Source organism: Pseudomonas sp. S31, from assembly GCF_016648105.1.
GTDB lineage: Bacteria > Pseudomonadota > Gammaproteobacteria > Pseudomonadales > Pseudomonadaceae > Aquipseudomonas.
Genome location: NZ_JACVVE010000005.1, coordinates 92,703 through 107,947, shown reverse-complemented (window position 1 = coordinate 107,947; position 15,245 = coordinate 92,703). Strand labels below are relative to the sequence as shown.

Here is a 15,245-nt window from a genome sequence, read left to right as displayed (position 1 = left end):
AATCTCACATCATAGCGCACTCTTATATTTGAAGTTCAGGCGTATGCTGAGACACTGCAGTGTCTCAGGCTTAGGCTTGCCCGACACGCTGAAATGGAAGGATCTGAGCTGATTCCTGCGGAGCAAGAGTGCCGTCAAGGATAATTTCCGAATGGGCTAACTGAGCTTGGCGCTCCGGTGAGATATCACACAGCCAATTTACGGGGCCATTTAAAACCACCTCTCCAGTGTATGGTCGAATCATAAAATTAGATATCCGAACATCAACATCACAAGAAGTTGTCGTTACATACTTAAATAAAAGCTTTCTCAACGCCTGGGTGCATCGCATCGTCCGAGGATAGATCGGAACATGGTTGAGTCTCGCTAGCAACTTACATTTCTCGCTAAAGGTAGAGTAAATCACCCCTTCTGTAACGCCAGTGAGAATACGCAGTAGATCTTGAACTTCACGAAAGGCTGCAGGGGAAGTCGAAAGCGGATGCAATAGTTCCAACTCAGCCAGCCAAAGGTAGTCAGGATAAAAAGCGTCATCTTGATACAGCGCAACAGCACCGAAATCCCTATGTATTTTAGCCACTCCATCTATTGAGTGCTGCTTCGCTTTAACCGAAAAATCATGTCCTGCATTGTCTATGGAAAGATGGAATACGGTATCTGCTTCACTGCCCTCAAAAACGAGACTGAAGCTTCCACTACCCAGCAATTTCTTACCCTGTAATAAAGAGGAACTCCTGAGATTTCTAAAGGCATCCCCCGGAAATATTTGACACTCGAAACTATTCATACCCCCCTCCGTGCTACAAGGTTCCATATAGAAATTAATTATGAACTTTAATATTTAGCCTTCAATCAACGCGCTGGCGTGATGGCGCAGATGATCCTCAATAAACGACGCGACGAAATAATAACTGTGATCATAGCCATGATGGATACGAATATTAGCCACATGGCCAGAACGCGACGCTATAGAAGATAACGATCCGGGTTTAAGCTGGCTATGCAAAAACTCGTCCTCAGCTCCCTGATCTATCAACAAAGGCAACCGTTCTTGAGCACTTGATATCAGTTCGCAGGTATCCCATTCCCGCCACTTCTGGATATTGTCACCCAACATCTGACTAAAAGCCTTATGCCCCCAGGACGTTTTAACAGGATTAGTTATGGGCGAAAATGCGGAAACCGAAAGATAACGACCAGGATTTCGCAGCGCGCAAATCAGAGCGCCGTGACCGCCCATGGAATGTCCGCTGATGCCCCGCTTATCTGACACAAGGAAATTGGCTTCGATAAGCGCAGGTAGCTCCTCTACAATATAGTCATGCATCTGATAGTTTTTTGCCCAAGGCTCTTCAGTAGCATTGATGTAAAAACCGGCACCATGCCCAAAATCCCAAGACTTATCTACATCATCGGGTACATGCTCTCCCCGAGGGCTGGTATCCGGTGCAACAATAGCCATGCCTAACTCAGCCGCCAGTCGATGTGCGCCAGCTTTTTGCATGAAATTCTCGTCAGTGCACGTCAGGCCGGAAAGCCAATAAAGTACCGGAACGCTTGGCCTCGATTCCATATTGGGGGGCAGGTAAATACCAAAGGTCATTTCGCAACCAAGCACTTGGGATTGATGCTTGAACCGGTTATACGAACCATCAAAACTTCTCTGTGACGAAATCTTGGTAATGCTCATCATCGTAGTCCTATTAGTAGTTAATGAGTAAAGTCGGGTGTCTGAGTAGAATTCTCAAACACCCTTTAGGCTAAGCGCTGACTCGCTTCTCTGAGCTTTCAGATGCTGACGAGGTGGGGAAGACACCTGACATAACAGTGAACCCTGGAAGACGCTTGACACGATCTACCCAGCGACGGATCGCCGGGTAGTCCTCAAGTGATACCCCCCCCTCATCAGCCAATACGATATAAGGAAAGCATGCGATATCGGCAATCGTCGGATGCAACGAACTGCAGATGTACTGTAGCCCCTTCAGATCGCGGAACCAGAGATGTTCATCTAAAATTTTGAGCAGTTGATGAGCGCGATCGCGGCAGGACTGAACATCGAACTCGAAGAAAAAAAGATCATGAAGTCGAGCTGCTGAAATAGTGCTGGTTAGACTGTCAGCAAAGGCGATCCACATTTGCACCTCGGCCATGAGATCAGAGCGAGCGATCGGGTACCAGTATCCAGTCTTGTCATATTGAGTAGCTAAATAAACCAAGATAGCTTGGGCATCACGCAGGACTAAATCACCGTCAGTAAGCGCCGGAAGTTGGCCAAGTGGATTTATTTTGAGAAATTTCTCCGACTTATGCTCACGGGAAGGATAAAATTCCACCGGTTCAATCTTGTACTCCAGCTTGAGGATCGACAAAAAAAGTCTCACCTTGTAGCAGTTTCCGGAAAGCTCATAGTCATAGAGTGTGATCACGATTGAGGCCTCACAGGTCGAGAACAATTTTCTTGGATTTGCAGCGCGAAACACACGGCATTATCCACTTGCCACTTTCCCTTTCTTTTTTGGAAAGATAGGTATCGTGGTGTTCGAGATCGCCAGAAAGAACCGCAGTTATGCAGGTGCCGCAGACACCCTGCTCGCAAGAAGCCTCAATCTGCACGTTATTTTCCAAGCACGCCTGTAGCAGCGTCGAGCCAGCAGGCACAATGAAACTTTGACCAGACTTACTCAACTCAACTTCGTACTCTTCGCCTGAAACAGGAGCGTCATTCTTCTTACTGAAGAACTCGAATCTAATTGATTCTTCACTTACACCATGGGCAATTGCCACCGACGACACAGTTTCTATCATAGGTTGCGGGCCACAAGTGTAGATATCAATGCTATGAGGCTCATGCTCCCACATGATATCAGCAAGTTTTTCTTTGGTCTCCTCAGGCCCAAGACCAAAGTGCAGGTTCAAATTCTCGCCCAATGCGTTCAGTCGCTCCAGGAAAGGTACGTACTCTTCACCTCGGGCGAAATAATGGATCTCAAATGGCGTACCTTGCTCATCGAGCGCTTGAGCCATACAGAGGATTGGAGTAATACCAATGCCGCCCGCCACAAGGATAGGACGCTTACCCGTCTCTACGAAAGGGAAGCCATTACGAGGCAGCGTTACCTTCAACTGGGTACCGACCTTTACCTGTTCATGCATCGACTTCGAACCACCACGCGACTGTAGTTCTTTTTTAATGCCAATGATGAAAGATTCTTGCTCCCAAGGTGCATTCACCAATGAGTACTGCCGGATACATCCTTCAGGCGTGGTGATGCTGATGTGCATACCAGCAGTGAACGTGGGTAACGGATGCCCAATAGGTTTGAGCCAATACGAGCAGATGTCACTCGTTTCCTGCGATCGGGTTACGACTTCGCAAATATATTCGGCAGGTGGTGCTTTAGTAAGATTTTCTGTCACTAACTCAACGTTGTCGACAGTCTGATCACTAATATCATTGATGTGAATCAAATCCGAAGTCGTCGCCTCTGATAGTCGACGGATCGCGCTCATAGCGAATGCGAAATTCTTCTGGAGCTCATAACCTGAACGACCTGCTGTTAATGCTTGAGCATGAACGAGAGTCTTGGTGACGGTTGCCCGTTGCAGATAGAGGTGGATTGCAAGCGCGCCAACCTTCGTGACGATTATCGCTCGGTCGTGATGCATGGTTTTGAGATGCAAATCATCGACATCAGTCACACCAAAAACATCAGCGAATGCTGACAAGTTAGCTCGCAAGACACTGATCAGATAATCACTGTCGGAGCCAATAACGGTAGTGTGAAGATTAGTTTTTACAGCATTGACCAATTGCGCATCATCGAGGATGGAGATTGGCTCTCCCTCAGGCTGGCCTAATGACGTCCAAACCAGCCCATGCTTCTCGCGCGCAGGAAATGTATTCACACGAGCTTTGCTTGGCTCAGTGGCATCTCGATGAGCTGGAACAAATGTACACCCACCTGTACCAGTTTCATAAGTCCAACCGTGATACTGGCAGCGGACTTCGGTGCCAGTATTTGCTCCCAAAGTCAGTCGAAGGCCCCGGTGAGGACAACGGTTTTCCCAAACGTTGATATTTCCGTTGTCGTCTCGCCAAACCGCCATCTCTTGTCCCAAGAGTGTCGCATGATACACGTGACGCATGGGTAGATCTTCAGGAGTAGCGATGGGGAACCACTGGTTCAAGTCAATTTTATTCACGGCGCTTACCTCTTTATTGATTCTTGTTATTCAGTCCCGCAGGGTTCCGTACTGCACGCCTTTCTCACGCATCCATCGACGATAAGCGGTCGCTAAAACGTCAGCGCGAACTGGACTTTCCCGACTAGCAGCCAAAGGGAGACGCTTGGGTACCTGGTTAATCAGGATCATCAGGTCTTGGCCAAAAATCGTTTGTTGGAAGTGTCGAAGCTGCTGATCCGAGTTAACCTCATCGACGTAACACATGATGGTGTGAGCTATGCACCAATCTTCATCGACAGGCTGGATAAAGAGCCCCAAAGCATCCCAACGATCCGGCTGTGGGGGACAAGTTTTATAGAGAATTGCTGAATATGGCCGAGTAACTCTGTAAATGTACTGCATGTCAATAGGCTCTACCGCTGTAGCAGAACCCTTGGGCTGAGGAAATCGACATTCTGTCGCGAATATCTCATCTTTCTCTTCATCGTGGTGAACCTTGTAAGGTTCAACCTCGGTCAACGGCTCAGCTCCCAGAATATCGGTATGCACAAATGGGAAGTGCGCCATATCCAGAAAATTCTCGATGGCACGCAGACCGGAAACATTGACACGTACAGAACCCGCACTAACAATACGGCGATCCGCCTCGTTGAATTCCGGAATGTCAAACATTTCCGTGGGCTGCTCGGCAAATGACAACCAGAGAACTCCATAAATTTCCCTGGCGTGGATGCGGGACACGGATTCTGCACTTTGCTCCCATAAGGCGTTCACACCCTCAACGCTTTTTACGTAGCTGACAGTTCGCCCGAGCAATCGGCAACGGTAGCGCTTTTCCAGTGCCACATCATCCAAAGCAGCGACTGGATGCCAATCATTAAAGATTACTTCATCGGAAGACATTTTGGCACCTTTGGTTTTTCACATTGCTCATCTGGTATACCAGGTTATAGCTCGAGAATTGACTGGAAACGAGATCCAGGATCTCTACAATTCCCGAGCAAGTAGACTAAACAGTGATGATTTCGCCCTTGGCAAAATACAAGGGGGTTATCAAACCTGACTCCGATATTGGTTTACGAAATCGTTACCCTGTTCGTTTTTGGCAAGGTGGATAGCCATGCGCTCCGCATAGAGCTCTCGAACAAACTGAGCGACTAAGCAGCTGTCAGCATACATATCGTACTTCCAGCCAGTGCCGTAAGCCGCAAGGTTGATATTGTCGACAGTCATCAAACGGAGACTAGAGTTTTCCTCGGCAATATAGCTATCTATGACTTTCCGAATCAACTCTTTGGTTGGAGCAAGTTTATGAGCGTGCCAAAAATCTGTGTGCCATTCGCCTGATTTTGGATTGCTGAACGGGTATTGGATTGAGCGACCTGGTCGATCATAGCCTAGGCCATCCCATGGGCCAGTTTCACCTGCCCACCAGTTACGTGGCCCATTTGGCGCTGCTGGCCGCACTTGTGCCCAATGCACAGTATTACGAGCAAGCCATTCGTCCGCGTAGCTGTCGTCATTAAATGGATCAAGTCTACGGGTACCCTCCTGATCACCGCGTAACTGGGCAACGGCGATCTCCACCTCATTCTCAACCTTAAAAATGCAATGGCTATAGTCCATACAGATATTGAATGGTATTCCATGACGCTCGACCATGTCCGCAACTTTTGCGACTCGCCGCGGGTCTTCAGACCACATATCGACATGATTCTCAAAAGTAATGATTACTCCTCTTTTTTCAGCGTATTCATACGCATTCAGATAAGAGATCGCTACCTCTTCATCAGTAATATAATGCCCATCTGCGTGTTTCGCCCAGACCATCAAATTATGATATTTCGCTCCAACTGCGATTGTCTGATCAATATTCTCGCGGATTCGTTGCTCATCTGCACCCAAGGTATACGTCCAGCTACCGCTGTAGACTGGCAGCGAGTAAGTCTGGCTTGCTTTAATATACTCGTCTAATTCAGAAGTACCCACTGGAATCCGATCTACGAAGTCCCAGAGCCCCGACTCCTTCTGGAGCCGGAACTGCTCCATGATTGGAAGCTCTTTGTCAGATACAGGCTTATGAATGGACGAAGGTTGAACCCCACGACCTGCACAGCCAAGCAAGAACATCTTTTTCATTATTCTTCTCTCTTAGGGTTGGTGTGAAATCAAACTTCAGCTTCTTTCGCAGCAGTTAACAGTGAGTTCTTTGTCTCCTCCGCACTACCGAAACCATTGAAGAAGACATTCAAAACAACAGCGCAGATGGCTGTCAGAAGCACTGGGCTTTCAAGAATGGGAGCCATATCTTTAGGCAGCTTGGCAAAGAACTGGGGCGAAACCACAGGAATCATTCCTATCGCCACACTGATTGCTACAACATATAGGTTTTTATTATCAGCGAAGCTAACCCGCGAAAGAACCTTTATACCACTAGCAGCTACCATGCCAAACATTACTAAACCTGCACCCCCGAGTACGTACGGCGGAATGGATGCAATTATCATCGCAACCTTAGGAAACAGCGCCAGAAGCACTAAAAATAGTCCAGCCAGGGCACACACCCACCTGCTTTTCACGCCAGTTATACTGATTAAGCCAATGTTCTGAGCATATGAGGTGTAGGGAAATGTATTAAATACACCCCCCAGCATTGTACCAACACCATCTGCTCTGAAGCCCCTAACGAGTTCCTTTTCCCCTACCGGCTTATCGACGACCTCTCCTAGCGCCAGGAACATGCCGGTAGATTCGATAAATGTGACCAACATAACGATGCACATTGCAACAATAGGCCACAGGCTAAACTGCGGGACACCGAAGTGGAAAGGCACAACGATCCCGAACCATGGAGCCCGACTTACGTCGCTAAAATCGATCTGTCCAGCACTTAGGGCCAAAAGAAAGCCGAACATCATACCAAGTAGAATCGAAATGTTGGATAAGAACCCTCTAGCGAATCTAACAATGATTAAAATTGCTACTAAGACTGCAGCAGCTATCGACAAGTATAAAGGATTTCCGAAATCTGGATTCCCATATCCACCCGCAGACCAACTGGCCGCCACCACCATCAGCGACAAACCTACAGCTAAGATCTCCGTTCCTGTCACAACAGGTGGAAAAAATCGGATTAATTTTCCAATAAAGGGTGCTACCAGGAACCCAAATAGACCGGCAGCTATGGTCGCCCCAAAGATTTGCAGCAGACCTGCCTGGGGATCGGTACCAATTGCAACCAAGGGCCCGATAGCTGTAAAGGTAACACCCATCATTACAGGTAGTCGGATGCCAACATTCCCAAACCCGATGCACTGAATCAGCGTTGCAATACCGCACGCGAATAGATCAGCATTAATCAAGAAGGCCACTTGGTCTTTAGGCAACTTAAGTGCCGCGCCCAAAATCAGCGGTACAGCGACAGCACCTGCATACATCACAAGCACATGTTGCCACCCCATGAACATGACCTTATAAACGTTTGTTTTTTTCCGCAGGGCAAGAGATTGCATGAGCATCACCCAAGCTAGTAATTATAATGTCTCGCGTTCTGGCTTCTGCCTATGCACGAGGAAAGTGTCGCACCATAGGCGCGACACGTAAGACTTTGTATTACTGCTCTTCTTCAATCACCGTTGTCAAAACCGAGCTGCGAAACGCTTCACGCCCTTCAACTGCAGCAACAGACAATTCCTTATGCCATTTGCGGAACTGGATAGAAACCTTATCAGTAGCCACAGAGACCTCAGACGTTTGAATCTCCAGCGGCCATTGAGACTCAATTACCGGCTGATCCTCATCCAGCACCCGCTTCTGGAAAGCCAGGTGCATGTGATCTGGCTGATTGTCTTTCTCACGAACTATGATCATGAAATTGCGGCAGGTTGTGGCATCAACCGGGCTGGCGGTAGTCCACAAGATGAAACGCGAGTCGTCTTTCCACAATTTGATTTCGAGATTTACGGAATAAGGCATGGTGCAGCGGTAGGTGAAATCCCCCATAGGCGCTTCAGGGGGAATACCTTTCATTTCTCGGGGTGGCGCGAGATTGAACTGCATTTCCCCACCAACCCGGTTTACATATACCGTAGGATGACTAGCGAAAAATGGATCGTACAGAGTACCTGGATGAACAAACGCAAAATGGGAAAAGTCTGTAAAGTTCTCCCAACGTCGCTCAGCAACAGTATTCCAAATGTAAGAATCAGCAACTATCACTTGCATATCAGGGTTTTCGTAGTCACTCAGATAGGGAATCTGAGTACAGTCAAAGCTATTGTCTAGTCGAACCCAGACAATGCCGTATCTTACTTCACAATCGTAGGAAGATATTTTGGCACGAGGAGAAATACTCTTATCTGGGCAAGCAGGAATGAGCTTACAAGCGCCCTCTTGATCATAACGCCAGCCGTGATAAGGGCACTCCAAATAATCTGTCCCAGCATGGCTACAGACTCGCCCTATAGATAGCTGGGCCGATCTATGTGCACATCGGTCAGCCGCAGCAACAATATTCGAGTTCAGCCTGGCGATCACCAACCGTTCTCCCAGCAAGGTAACGCCCATAGGGCCATGCCCGCTAGGGTTAGCACGCTCGAACTCGTTCAGGGTGCATACGGGATGCCAGAAGTGACGGAGGTAGGTTTTGTCGTCCAAGAGAGGCTTGAGTTGTTGGTTCACGTGTGGAGTCCTCAGGGCTAGCGATTGCCAATGTTATTTTTGTGTGCCAAAAAACCTGTCAGGCTTCCCAGATCGCCTATCTGGTATACCAGTTTAGCCAGTTTTTCACGACGGATAGTTTTTTTTGTATCCGCTTGCAGGTACGTGGTTGAGCCAAAAACAGAGCAGTTTCCGTGCCAGATCGATCCATCGGAGGTGTGCTTACTCTGTTATCCTATTGTTTAATCATGCATTTTTCTGACCTAAAGGTCAGAAATCACTCACCAATCTGTATACAGTTCGCTCTATTTTTGTGTACGGTGCGTGTTTCAAACGGTGACACAGTTGGTGTCGTGTTACATTTTGGTGCTATGTTCGCAACCCGTGCACGCCCAACGAACGAGAGGGCTAAGGTAGATCATGCTGACCCAGACAATTGTCGCCGCTATTTCAGACGCCATTTATCACCGCCGACTGCCCCCAGGGACAAAGCTGAACGAGCGTGAGATCGCTGAGCTTTTTAACGTAAGCCGCACCGTTGTGCGCCAAGCGTTGATCCGCCTATCCCAGGACAAGCTTGTCGAAATTTCGCCTAAGCGCTCGACCAGCGTTTGGTGCCCAACCTTCGATGATGCCTTTGAGCTTTATCAAATGCTGCTTGTGCTAGAGAGTGGTGTCATCGATCAGCTCATCCAATGCATTACAAGTCAGCAGCTCGACGAGCTGCGTGTCCATACGCATAAAGAGCACACCGCGCACCAATGCGGGCTTGCTGATGAAGGAGACAAGCTAGGCCGAGGATTTCACTCGTTGCTGATTTCCTTTCTGGGTAATAACACAATCGATCAGATTCATGCGCAGCTGCGCCGGCGGGAAGCATTGATCAATGCTCTATACCGGGTAGGTTTTGACTACTGCAAACTGCGTAATGAGCATGCCGAGCTTGTTGGCTGTTTAGAGCGTAAAGATGCTGTTGCGGCTAAAGAACTACTAGCATCTCATTATAACCTTGTAATCAAAGGGTATAAGTTCGACGCCGCGCGCTCGCCTGACGTAAATCTTAAGTTTGCACTTCAGATCTAATGCGGGGGCTACGCCCCCGCATAAGCACATTAAAAGTGATACTTGATCATTGCGCTGGTGACGCTCTGGTCAGTTTCATACTGCGCCGTGTTCTCTATCCCATACTTGTTAGACCAGTAGTCATACTCCACTCCGACGTAGAGCTTCTTCGGCGCCCCCCACAGCAACTTCCCGATATCGTATTTGACTTGAGGATTGAAGTGAAAGTTGTGCTTAAGCCCGTACTTATCACCCATCACCCAGTCAATATAACCATCGACTAAAATATCGCTTCTTCCTACAGGTATCGTATACGACCAAACGGGTGTGACCTGCCAACCGCCCATCCCCTCCCCGCCTTCCGGCTTCCGGTAGTAGAAATTCAGCATGAAATAATCAAACCCAGGGATAGATAAGTCGAAGCCTGGCCCTATAAGATAGTTAACTTGATCATCACGACCTTTGCTTCGATTATTATCCCATTCAATCGTCGTCGCAATTAAGACATCCTTCACAATACCCCAACTAAATGAGTTGCCCGTCATTTTGGATAGAGAGAACCGGGGAGAGTATTCGGAATAAATTCCGTGATGACCGTCATAGTCAGTTTGTGAGCCGGGATACCAGTAATTATCAATGAAGAAAAAGAAGTCCCCCCACGCCCAGCCACTGGTATGCTCGAATGTAATGATTTGCATTCGCCTCGGATCTACCTTGAAATCCTTCCCATACTGATAGCTCACGCTCTCTTGATGCCAAAGCAGCATATCTCCAGCGTAAGCTGAGGGTGTCAACACGGTCGCAGCTAAAATTCCAAAACATTTTTTTGTTGATTTCACTCGACGAACTCCTCATCACCTGACCTACGAGTCAGGTTCAGCTGAGAGCAAAAATTACGCCAAACGCTTTCGTCCAGATTTGTTAGCTATACATCTAAAATTGTATACATCTTAATTCTGTTACTCAGGGGAACACAATTCCCTGCATTAGCGAATAAAATTTGAATTTTGATACTTAGCGTCGTTACTTACGGCGCTATTTGATCAATTACACCTACAGAAAAGTCATTAAAAAGGATGGCTTTGGAACTTTATATTCCACAATGCTTTTTAATAAGGGGCTATGAATGCCCGAAAAATGTGCACGCTTCGTACTAAACGTAACGTATTGGTGCAACGTAAACGTCTCAATGTTTCCTTCCCCTACCTTTTATGAGCTCCAGATTACTACTAGTCGAGGCAAATACTTAGTTAAAGCTCTAATTCAGATCTGCTTATCAAGAGCATTCTCCCCGCCAGCACTGCTGGGAGTTGACAGCATTCCAAAAAATGCTCTACCTTTTCTGGTGTACCAGATTTTAAATCTGACGTACCAGCTATACGAATGGTGTCAACACATAAATAGAGTGTGTTTAACCTTTCTGTGAGTAGAAGTAGGAGACATGGCAACCCGATCGTGGGGAGCTGCTAACAAAATAACGTCATCCACAAAGGCTACATACATGGAACAGGCAATCATTAATAATGACCGTGAATATCTCCGCCACTTTTGGCATCCCGTTTGTACCGTAACGGAACTGGAGAAAGCTCACCCCTCGAGTCTTGGGCCAATGGCCGTTACGCTTCTCAGTGAACAGTTGGTAGTGGCAAAGCTAGGTGGTGAGTATGTTGCTATGCACGATCGGTGTGCGCATCGATCCGCGAAGCTCTCGTTGGGTACAATCGCGAACGACCGCCTTCAATGCCCGTATCATGGATGGCAGTACGACAGCGAGGGCGCTTGCAAACTGGTGCCGGCTTGTCCCAATAGCCCAATTCCAAACCGAGCAAAAGTGCAGCGATTCGATTGTGAAGAGCGCTATGGTCTGATTTGGGTCAGATTAGACTCAAGCTACGCATGCACTGAAATTCCTTATTTCAGTGCTGCAAGTGATCCCAGGTTGCGAATCGTTATCCAAGAACCTTATTGGTGGAACGCAACAGCGGAGCGCCGCTGGGAAAATTTCACTGACTTCTCACACTTCGCTTTTATTCATCCAGGCACGCTGTTTGACCCAAATAATGCCGAGCCTCCAATCGTCCCAATGGACAGATTCAACGGTCAGTTCCGCTTCATTTATGATACACCTGAGGACATGGCCGTCCCAAACCAGGCGCCCATCGGCTCGTTTTCCTATACCTGCAGCATGCCATTCGCTATCAACCTGGAAGTAGCGAAATACTCAAGTAAATCACTGCATGTCCTGTTTAACGTTTCGTGTCCTATAGACGATACTACGACCAAGAACTTCCTGTTATTTGCGAGGGAGCAAGCTGACGATTCTGATTATCTGCACATTGCCTTTAATGACCTGGTCTTCGCCGAAGACAAACCAGTGATTGAGTCTCAATGGCCCAAGGATGCTCCTGCTGACGAAGTCTCAGTAGTAGCTGATAAGGTGTCTATCCAATACAGGAAATGGCTTCGCGAGCTGAAGGAAGCTCACAAGGAAGGGGCTCAAGCCTTCCGAAACGCTCTTCTAGATCCAGTAATCGAAAGTGATCGTAGTTACACATAGCTGGCTAAAATAAGGTGGCGCATAGCGCCACCTTATTTTTTGCAAAAAAAGACGGCCTCCTAAGAGGCCGTAAAACTCGCTACGTCCAAATCTTTAAGGCTTCTTAAATGAGTACACAGCCAGTTTATTGCCGTCTAGGTCGCGTACGTAAGCGGCATAAGCATTTTCAGCCCAACCGCGCTCACCTGGCTTGCCTTCATCCTTGCCACCTAACTCTAGAGCTCTAGCATGGAAGGCATCGATCGCCGCTCGACTTGGAGCTTCGAAGCTTATAGTCACTCCGTTGCCAACAGTCGCCGGCTGACCATTCGCGGGTTTAAGCACAAAAAACGAAGGATTATCTACGCCCCAAATCGACCCATTGTCTCCGAGATCAGCCAAACGGTGGAGGCCAATCTCGCTCAGAACCTCATCGTAAAAAGCTCTAGCCTTATCAAGAGAGTTAGTGCCAACGGTCACATGTGTAAACACGCTCATACTTACCTCATAAATTGCTGTTTAGAAGTGAATCACTGTTCTTATACTTTTACCTTCGTGCATGAGATCGAATGCTTCATTGATTTTTTCAAGCCCCATATTGTGGGTAATAAACTTATCGAGCGGGATGTCGCCAGCTTGCGATCTGGTGACGTACGAGGGAAGCTCAGTTCTTCCTTTTACTCCCCCAAAGGCGGAACCGCGCCATACACGACCGGTGACGAGCTGGAACGGTCTGGTCGAAATCTCCGCGCCAGAAGGCGCAACACCGATGATAACCGACTCGCCCCAACCCTTATGGCAACACTCGAGAGCGGCGCGCATCAGATTAACATTGCCGATGCACTCAAAAGAGTAGTCAACACCGCCATCTGTAAGTTCAACGATGACGTCTTGGATTGGGCGATCGTATTCTTTCGGGTTGATGAAGTCAGTTGCGCCAAGCTCTTGGGCAATTTCAAATTTTGCAGGGTTGATATCCACAGCAATAATACGACCAGCACCTGCCATTTTGGCCCCGATTACCGCAGCCAACCCGATTCCGCCCAACCCGAAGATAGCGACAGTTGCGCCCTTCTCGACTTTCGCAGTGTTGAGAACGGCCCCGATACCTGTAGTCACTCCACAACCAAGCAAACAAACCTTCTCGAGCGGCGCGTCTTTCGGGATCTTGGCCAGACTGATTTCGGGCAGAACGGTATATTCAGAAAAGGTCGAGCAGCCCATGTAATGATAGATCGGCTCTCCTTTGTAGCTGAATCGAGTGGTTCCATCTGGCATCAATCCTTTGCCTTGAGTAGCACGTACCGCTTGGCAGAGGTTTGTCTTACCAGATTTGCAGAACTTACATTCCCCGCACTCTGCCGTGTAAAGGGGAATTACATGATCGCCCACGGCCAAGCCTTTCACGCCTTCGCCCACAGCCTCGACGATGCCGCCTCCTTCGTGCCCAAGGATGCAAGGGAAGACCCCTTCGGAATCTTGCCCGGAGAGCGTGTACGCATCTGTATGACATACCCCGGTCGCTACCACACGGATCAACACCTCACCGGCTTTCGGAGGCTGGACGTCAACCTCAACAATTTCCAGTGGCTGCTTGGGCCCAAATGCTACAGCTGCTCGTGATTTTATCATTGTCATCACCTTTGGTTACGGGGGAGGTTGTGATCGCAGCTTACGCCCTCCCCCACAATCTTGAGACCACAAGCTCCGTCGATGTCGGCCAAACTGCCGTCGATTTGGGACATGGGAGAAAAACGAAATGCTCTTAGACGACTACCAGACCAGGTCAATTGAGCTGGTTATCTACCGAGGTTTCAAAGCCTTTGAAGCAATCGGCCCAATGACCGTATTCAGCTATGCCAATAGGATTTTGGGGTCTTACGGTTATCCGCCGGGCTATAGGGTCGCTATCCGTTCAAGCAAAATCGGCCCTGTACCATCAGATACAATCATGACCCTGGATGCGACAATTGACCTAGAAATGTCTACCGATGCCCACTCAATTCTCGTCGTGGGTGCTCACTACATCGAGAATGCAGTAATCGAAAATCCATCGATTATCGAGTGGATCCATCGAGCCGCACCCAGCACTCCACGCTTCGCCGCACTATGTTCTGGCGCATTTTTCCTTGCAGCTACAGGATTATTGAATGGTCGACGAGCCACCACACACTGGAGGATGAATGATGCTTTTGCGAAGAAATATCCGGAAGTGAAGCTAGATATTGATTCCATCTATATCAGAGACGCGAACTTCTGGACATCTGCAGGGGTCAGTGCATCGATTGATTTAGCGTTAGCGTTTGTAGAGGAGGATCATGGTCATCGGCTAGCACTTGAAGTGGCTCAGGATCTAGTAATCTTCCTTAAGCGGCCTGGTGGACAATCACAGTTCAGTGCAAATTTAGTTTCACAAAGAACGCAGAACACAAGCATGCGTGAAATCCAAAATTGGGTAATTGAGAATCTCAATAGCAAAATGTCCGTAGCCTCTATGGCTGAGCGCTCGGCTATGAGCACAAGACATTTCACCAGAACATTCAGCAAAGAAGTGGGCATGTGCCCATCCCAGTTCCTAGACCAAGCCAGAATTGATCATGCCAGGCGGTTGCTAAGCGGTGGAAGCCTGCCCATCAAAACAGTATCGTTCATGAGCGGCTTTACTAGCGCTGACCATATGCGTCTTGCTTTTAAAAAGTTTCTATCAGTAACGCCCAAAGAATACCGCGACCGGTTTACAAAAACGTGACCTAAGCAGTGCGCCATTTACATCAGAAACGCTCGCTGTGTCGCACGCGGA

At 48.2% G+C, this 15,245-nt stretch carries 14 protein-coding genes; 3 read left to right on the top strand and 11 right to left on the bottom strand.

Annotation, left to right across the window (positions count from 1 at the left end; all coding sequences use genetic code 11):
* Positions 1-70 precede the first annotated feature (70 nt).
* From IAE37_RS06040 to IAE37_RS06005, 8 genes are all read right to left on the bottom strand, one after another.
* Positions 71-787, bottom strand: coding sequence for a hypothetical protein (locus tag IAE37_RS06040; RefSeq protein WP_201170916.1), 717 nt, complete (start codon positions 785-787; stop codon positions 71-73).
* Between the two features lie 54 nt (positions 788-841).
* Entirely contained in the window at positions 842-1,690 is an 849-nt protein-coding gene (gene fghA / locus IAE37_RS06035; RefSeq protein ID WP_201170913.1) for an S-formylglutathione hydrolase, read from the bottom strand.
* Between the two features lie 70 nt (positions 1,691-1,760).
* Positions 1,761-2,429, bottom strand: coding sequence for a glutathione S-transferase family protein (locus tag IAE37_RS06030; RefSeq protein ID WP_201170910.1), 669 nt, complete (start codon positions 2,427-2,429; stop codon positions 1,761-1,763).
* Between the two features lie 10 nt (positions 2,430-2,439).
* Positions 2,440-4,206 (bottom strand): Rieske 2Fe-2S domain-containing protein, encoded by a 1,767-nt coding sequence (locus IAE37_RS06025; protein ID WP_201170907.1) that lies wholly within the window; start codon positions 4,204-4,206, stop codon positions 2,440-2,442.
* Positions 4,207-4,236: 30 nt separating this feature from the next.
* The gene (locus tag IAE37_RS06020) at positions 4,237-5,091 is read right to left on the bottom strand and encodes an aromatic ring-hydroxylating oxygenase subunit alpha (RefSeq protein WP_117182413.1); all 855 of its coding nucleotides are present in this window, start codon (positions 5,089-5,091) and stop codon (positions 4,237-4,239) included.
* Between the two features lie 150 nt (positions 5,092-5,241).
* On the bottom strand, positions 5,242-6,327 hold the full coding sequence (locus IAE37_RS06015; protein WP_201170885.1) for a sugar phosphate isomerase/epimerase family protein: 1,086 nt from the start codon (positions 6,325-6,327) through the stop codon (positions 5,242-5,244).
* A gap of 29 nt (positions 6,328-6,356) precedes the next feature.
* The gene (locus tag IAE37_RS06010; RefSeq protein WP_201170884.1) at positions 6,357-7,700 is read right to left on the bottom strand and encodes a nucleobase:cation symporter-2 family protein; all 1,344 of its coding nucleotides are present in this window, start codon (positions 7,698-7,700) and stop codon (positions 6,357-6,359) included.
* Positions 7,701-7,800: 100 nt separating this feature from the next.
* Positions 7,801-8,868, bottom strand: a complete 1,068-nt coding sequence (locus IAE37_RS06005; RefSeq protein WP_201162894.1) for a Rieske 2Fe-2S domain-containing protein — start codon at positions 8,866-8,868, stop codon at positions 7,801-7,803.
* A gap of 399 nt (positions 8,869-9,267) precedes the next feature.
* Between IAE37_RS06005 and IAE37_RS06000 the strand changes: the two genes are divergently transcribed.
* Complete coding sequence (locus IAE37_RS06000) at positions 9,268-9,930, top strand: GntR family transcriptional regulator (RefSeq protein ID WP_201162893.1); 663 nt, start codon at positions 9,268-9,270, stop codon at positions 9,928-9,930.
* 29 nt (positions 9,931-9,959) lie between these two features.
* On the opposite strand, the gene IAE37_RS05995 is transcribed toward IAE37_RS06000, so the two are convergent.
* Complete coding sequence (locus tag IAE37_RS05995; protein ID WP_328822699.1) at positions 9,960-10,748, bottom strand: outer membrane protein OmpK; 789 nt, start codon at positions 10,746-10,748, stop codon at positions 9,960-9,962.
* A 662-nt stretch (positions 10,749-11,410) separates the two neighbouring features.
* Here IAE37_RS05995 and IAE37_RS05990 point away from each other — a divergent pair.
* Positions 11,411-12,466 carry an aromatic ring-hydroxylating oxygenase subunit alpha gene (locus tag IAE37_RS05990; protein ID WP_201170882.1) on the top strand — a complete coding sequence of 352 codons (1,056 nt, stop codon included), beginning with the start codon at positions 11,411-11,413 and terminating at the stop codon, positions 12,464-12,466.
* A 93-nt stretch (positions 12,467-12,559) separates the two neighbouring features.
* On the opposite strand, the gene IAE37_RS05985 is transcribed toward IAE37_RS05990, so the two are convergent.
* Together IAE37_RS05985 and IAE37_RS05980 are read right to left on the bottom strand one after the other, a co-directional pair.
* Entirely contained in the window at positions 12,560-12,943 is a 384-nt protein-coding gene (locus IAE37_RS05985) for a VOC family protein (RefSeq protein WP_201170880.1), read from the bottom strand.
* A gap of 21 nt (positions 12,944-12,964) precedes the next feature.
* Positions 12,965-14,077, bottom strand: coding sequence for an S-(hydroxymethyl)glutathione dehydrogenase/class III alcohol dehydrogenase (locus IAE37_RS05980; RefSeq protein ID WP_201162890.1), 1,113 nt, complete (start codon positions 14,075-14,077; stop codon positions 12,965-12,967).
* 127 nt (positions 14,078-14,204) lie between these two features.
* Here IAE37_RS05980 and IAE37_RS05975 point away from each other — a divergent pair, with 127 nt between their 5' ends.
* On the top strand, positions 14,205-15,194 hold the full coding sequence (locus IAE37_RS05975; RefSeq protein ID WP_201170876.1) for a GlxA family transcriptional regulator: 990 nt from the start codon (positions 14,205-14,207) through the stop codon (positions 15,192-15,194).
* The last annotated feature ends 51 nt before the right edge of the window (positions 15,195-15,245 follow it).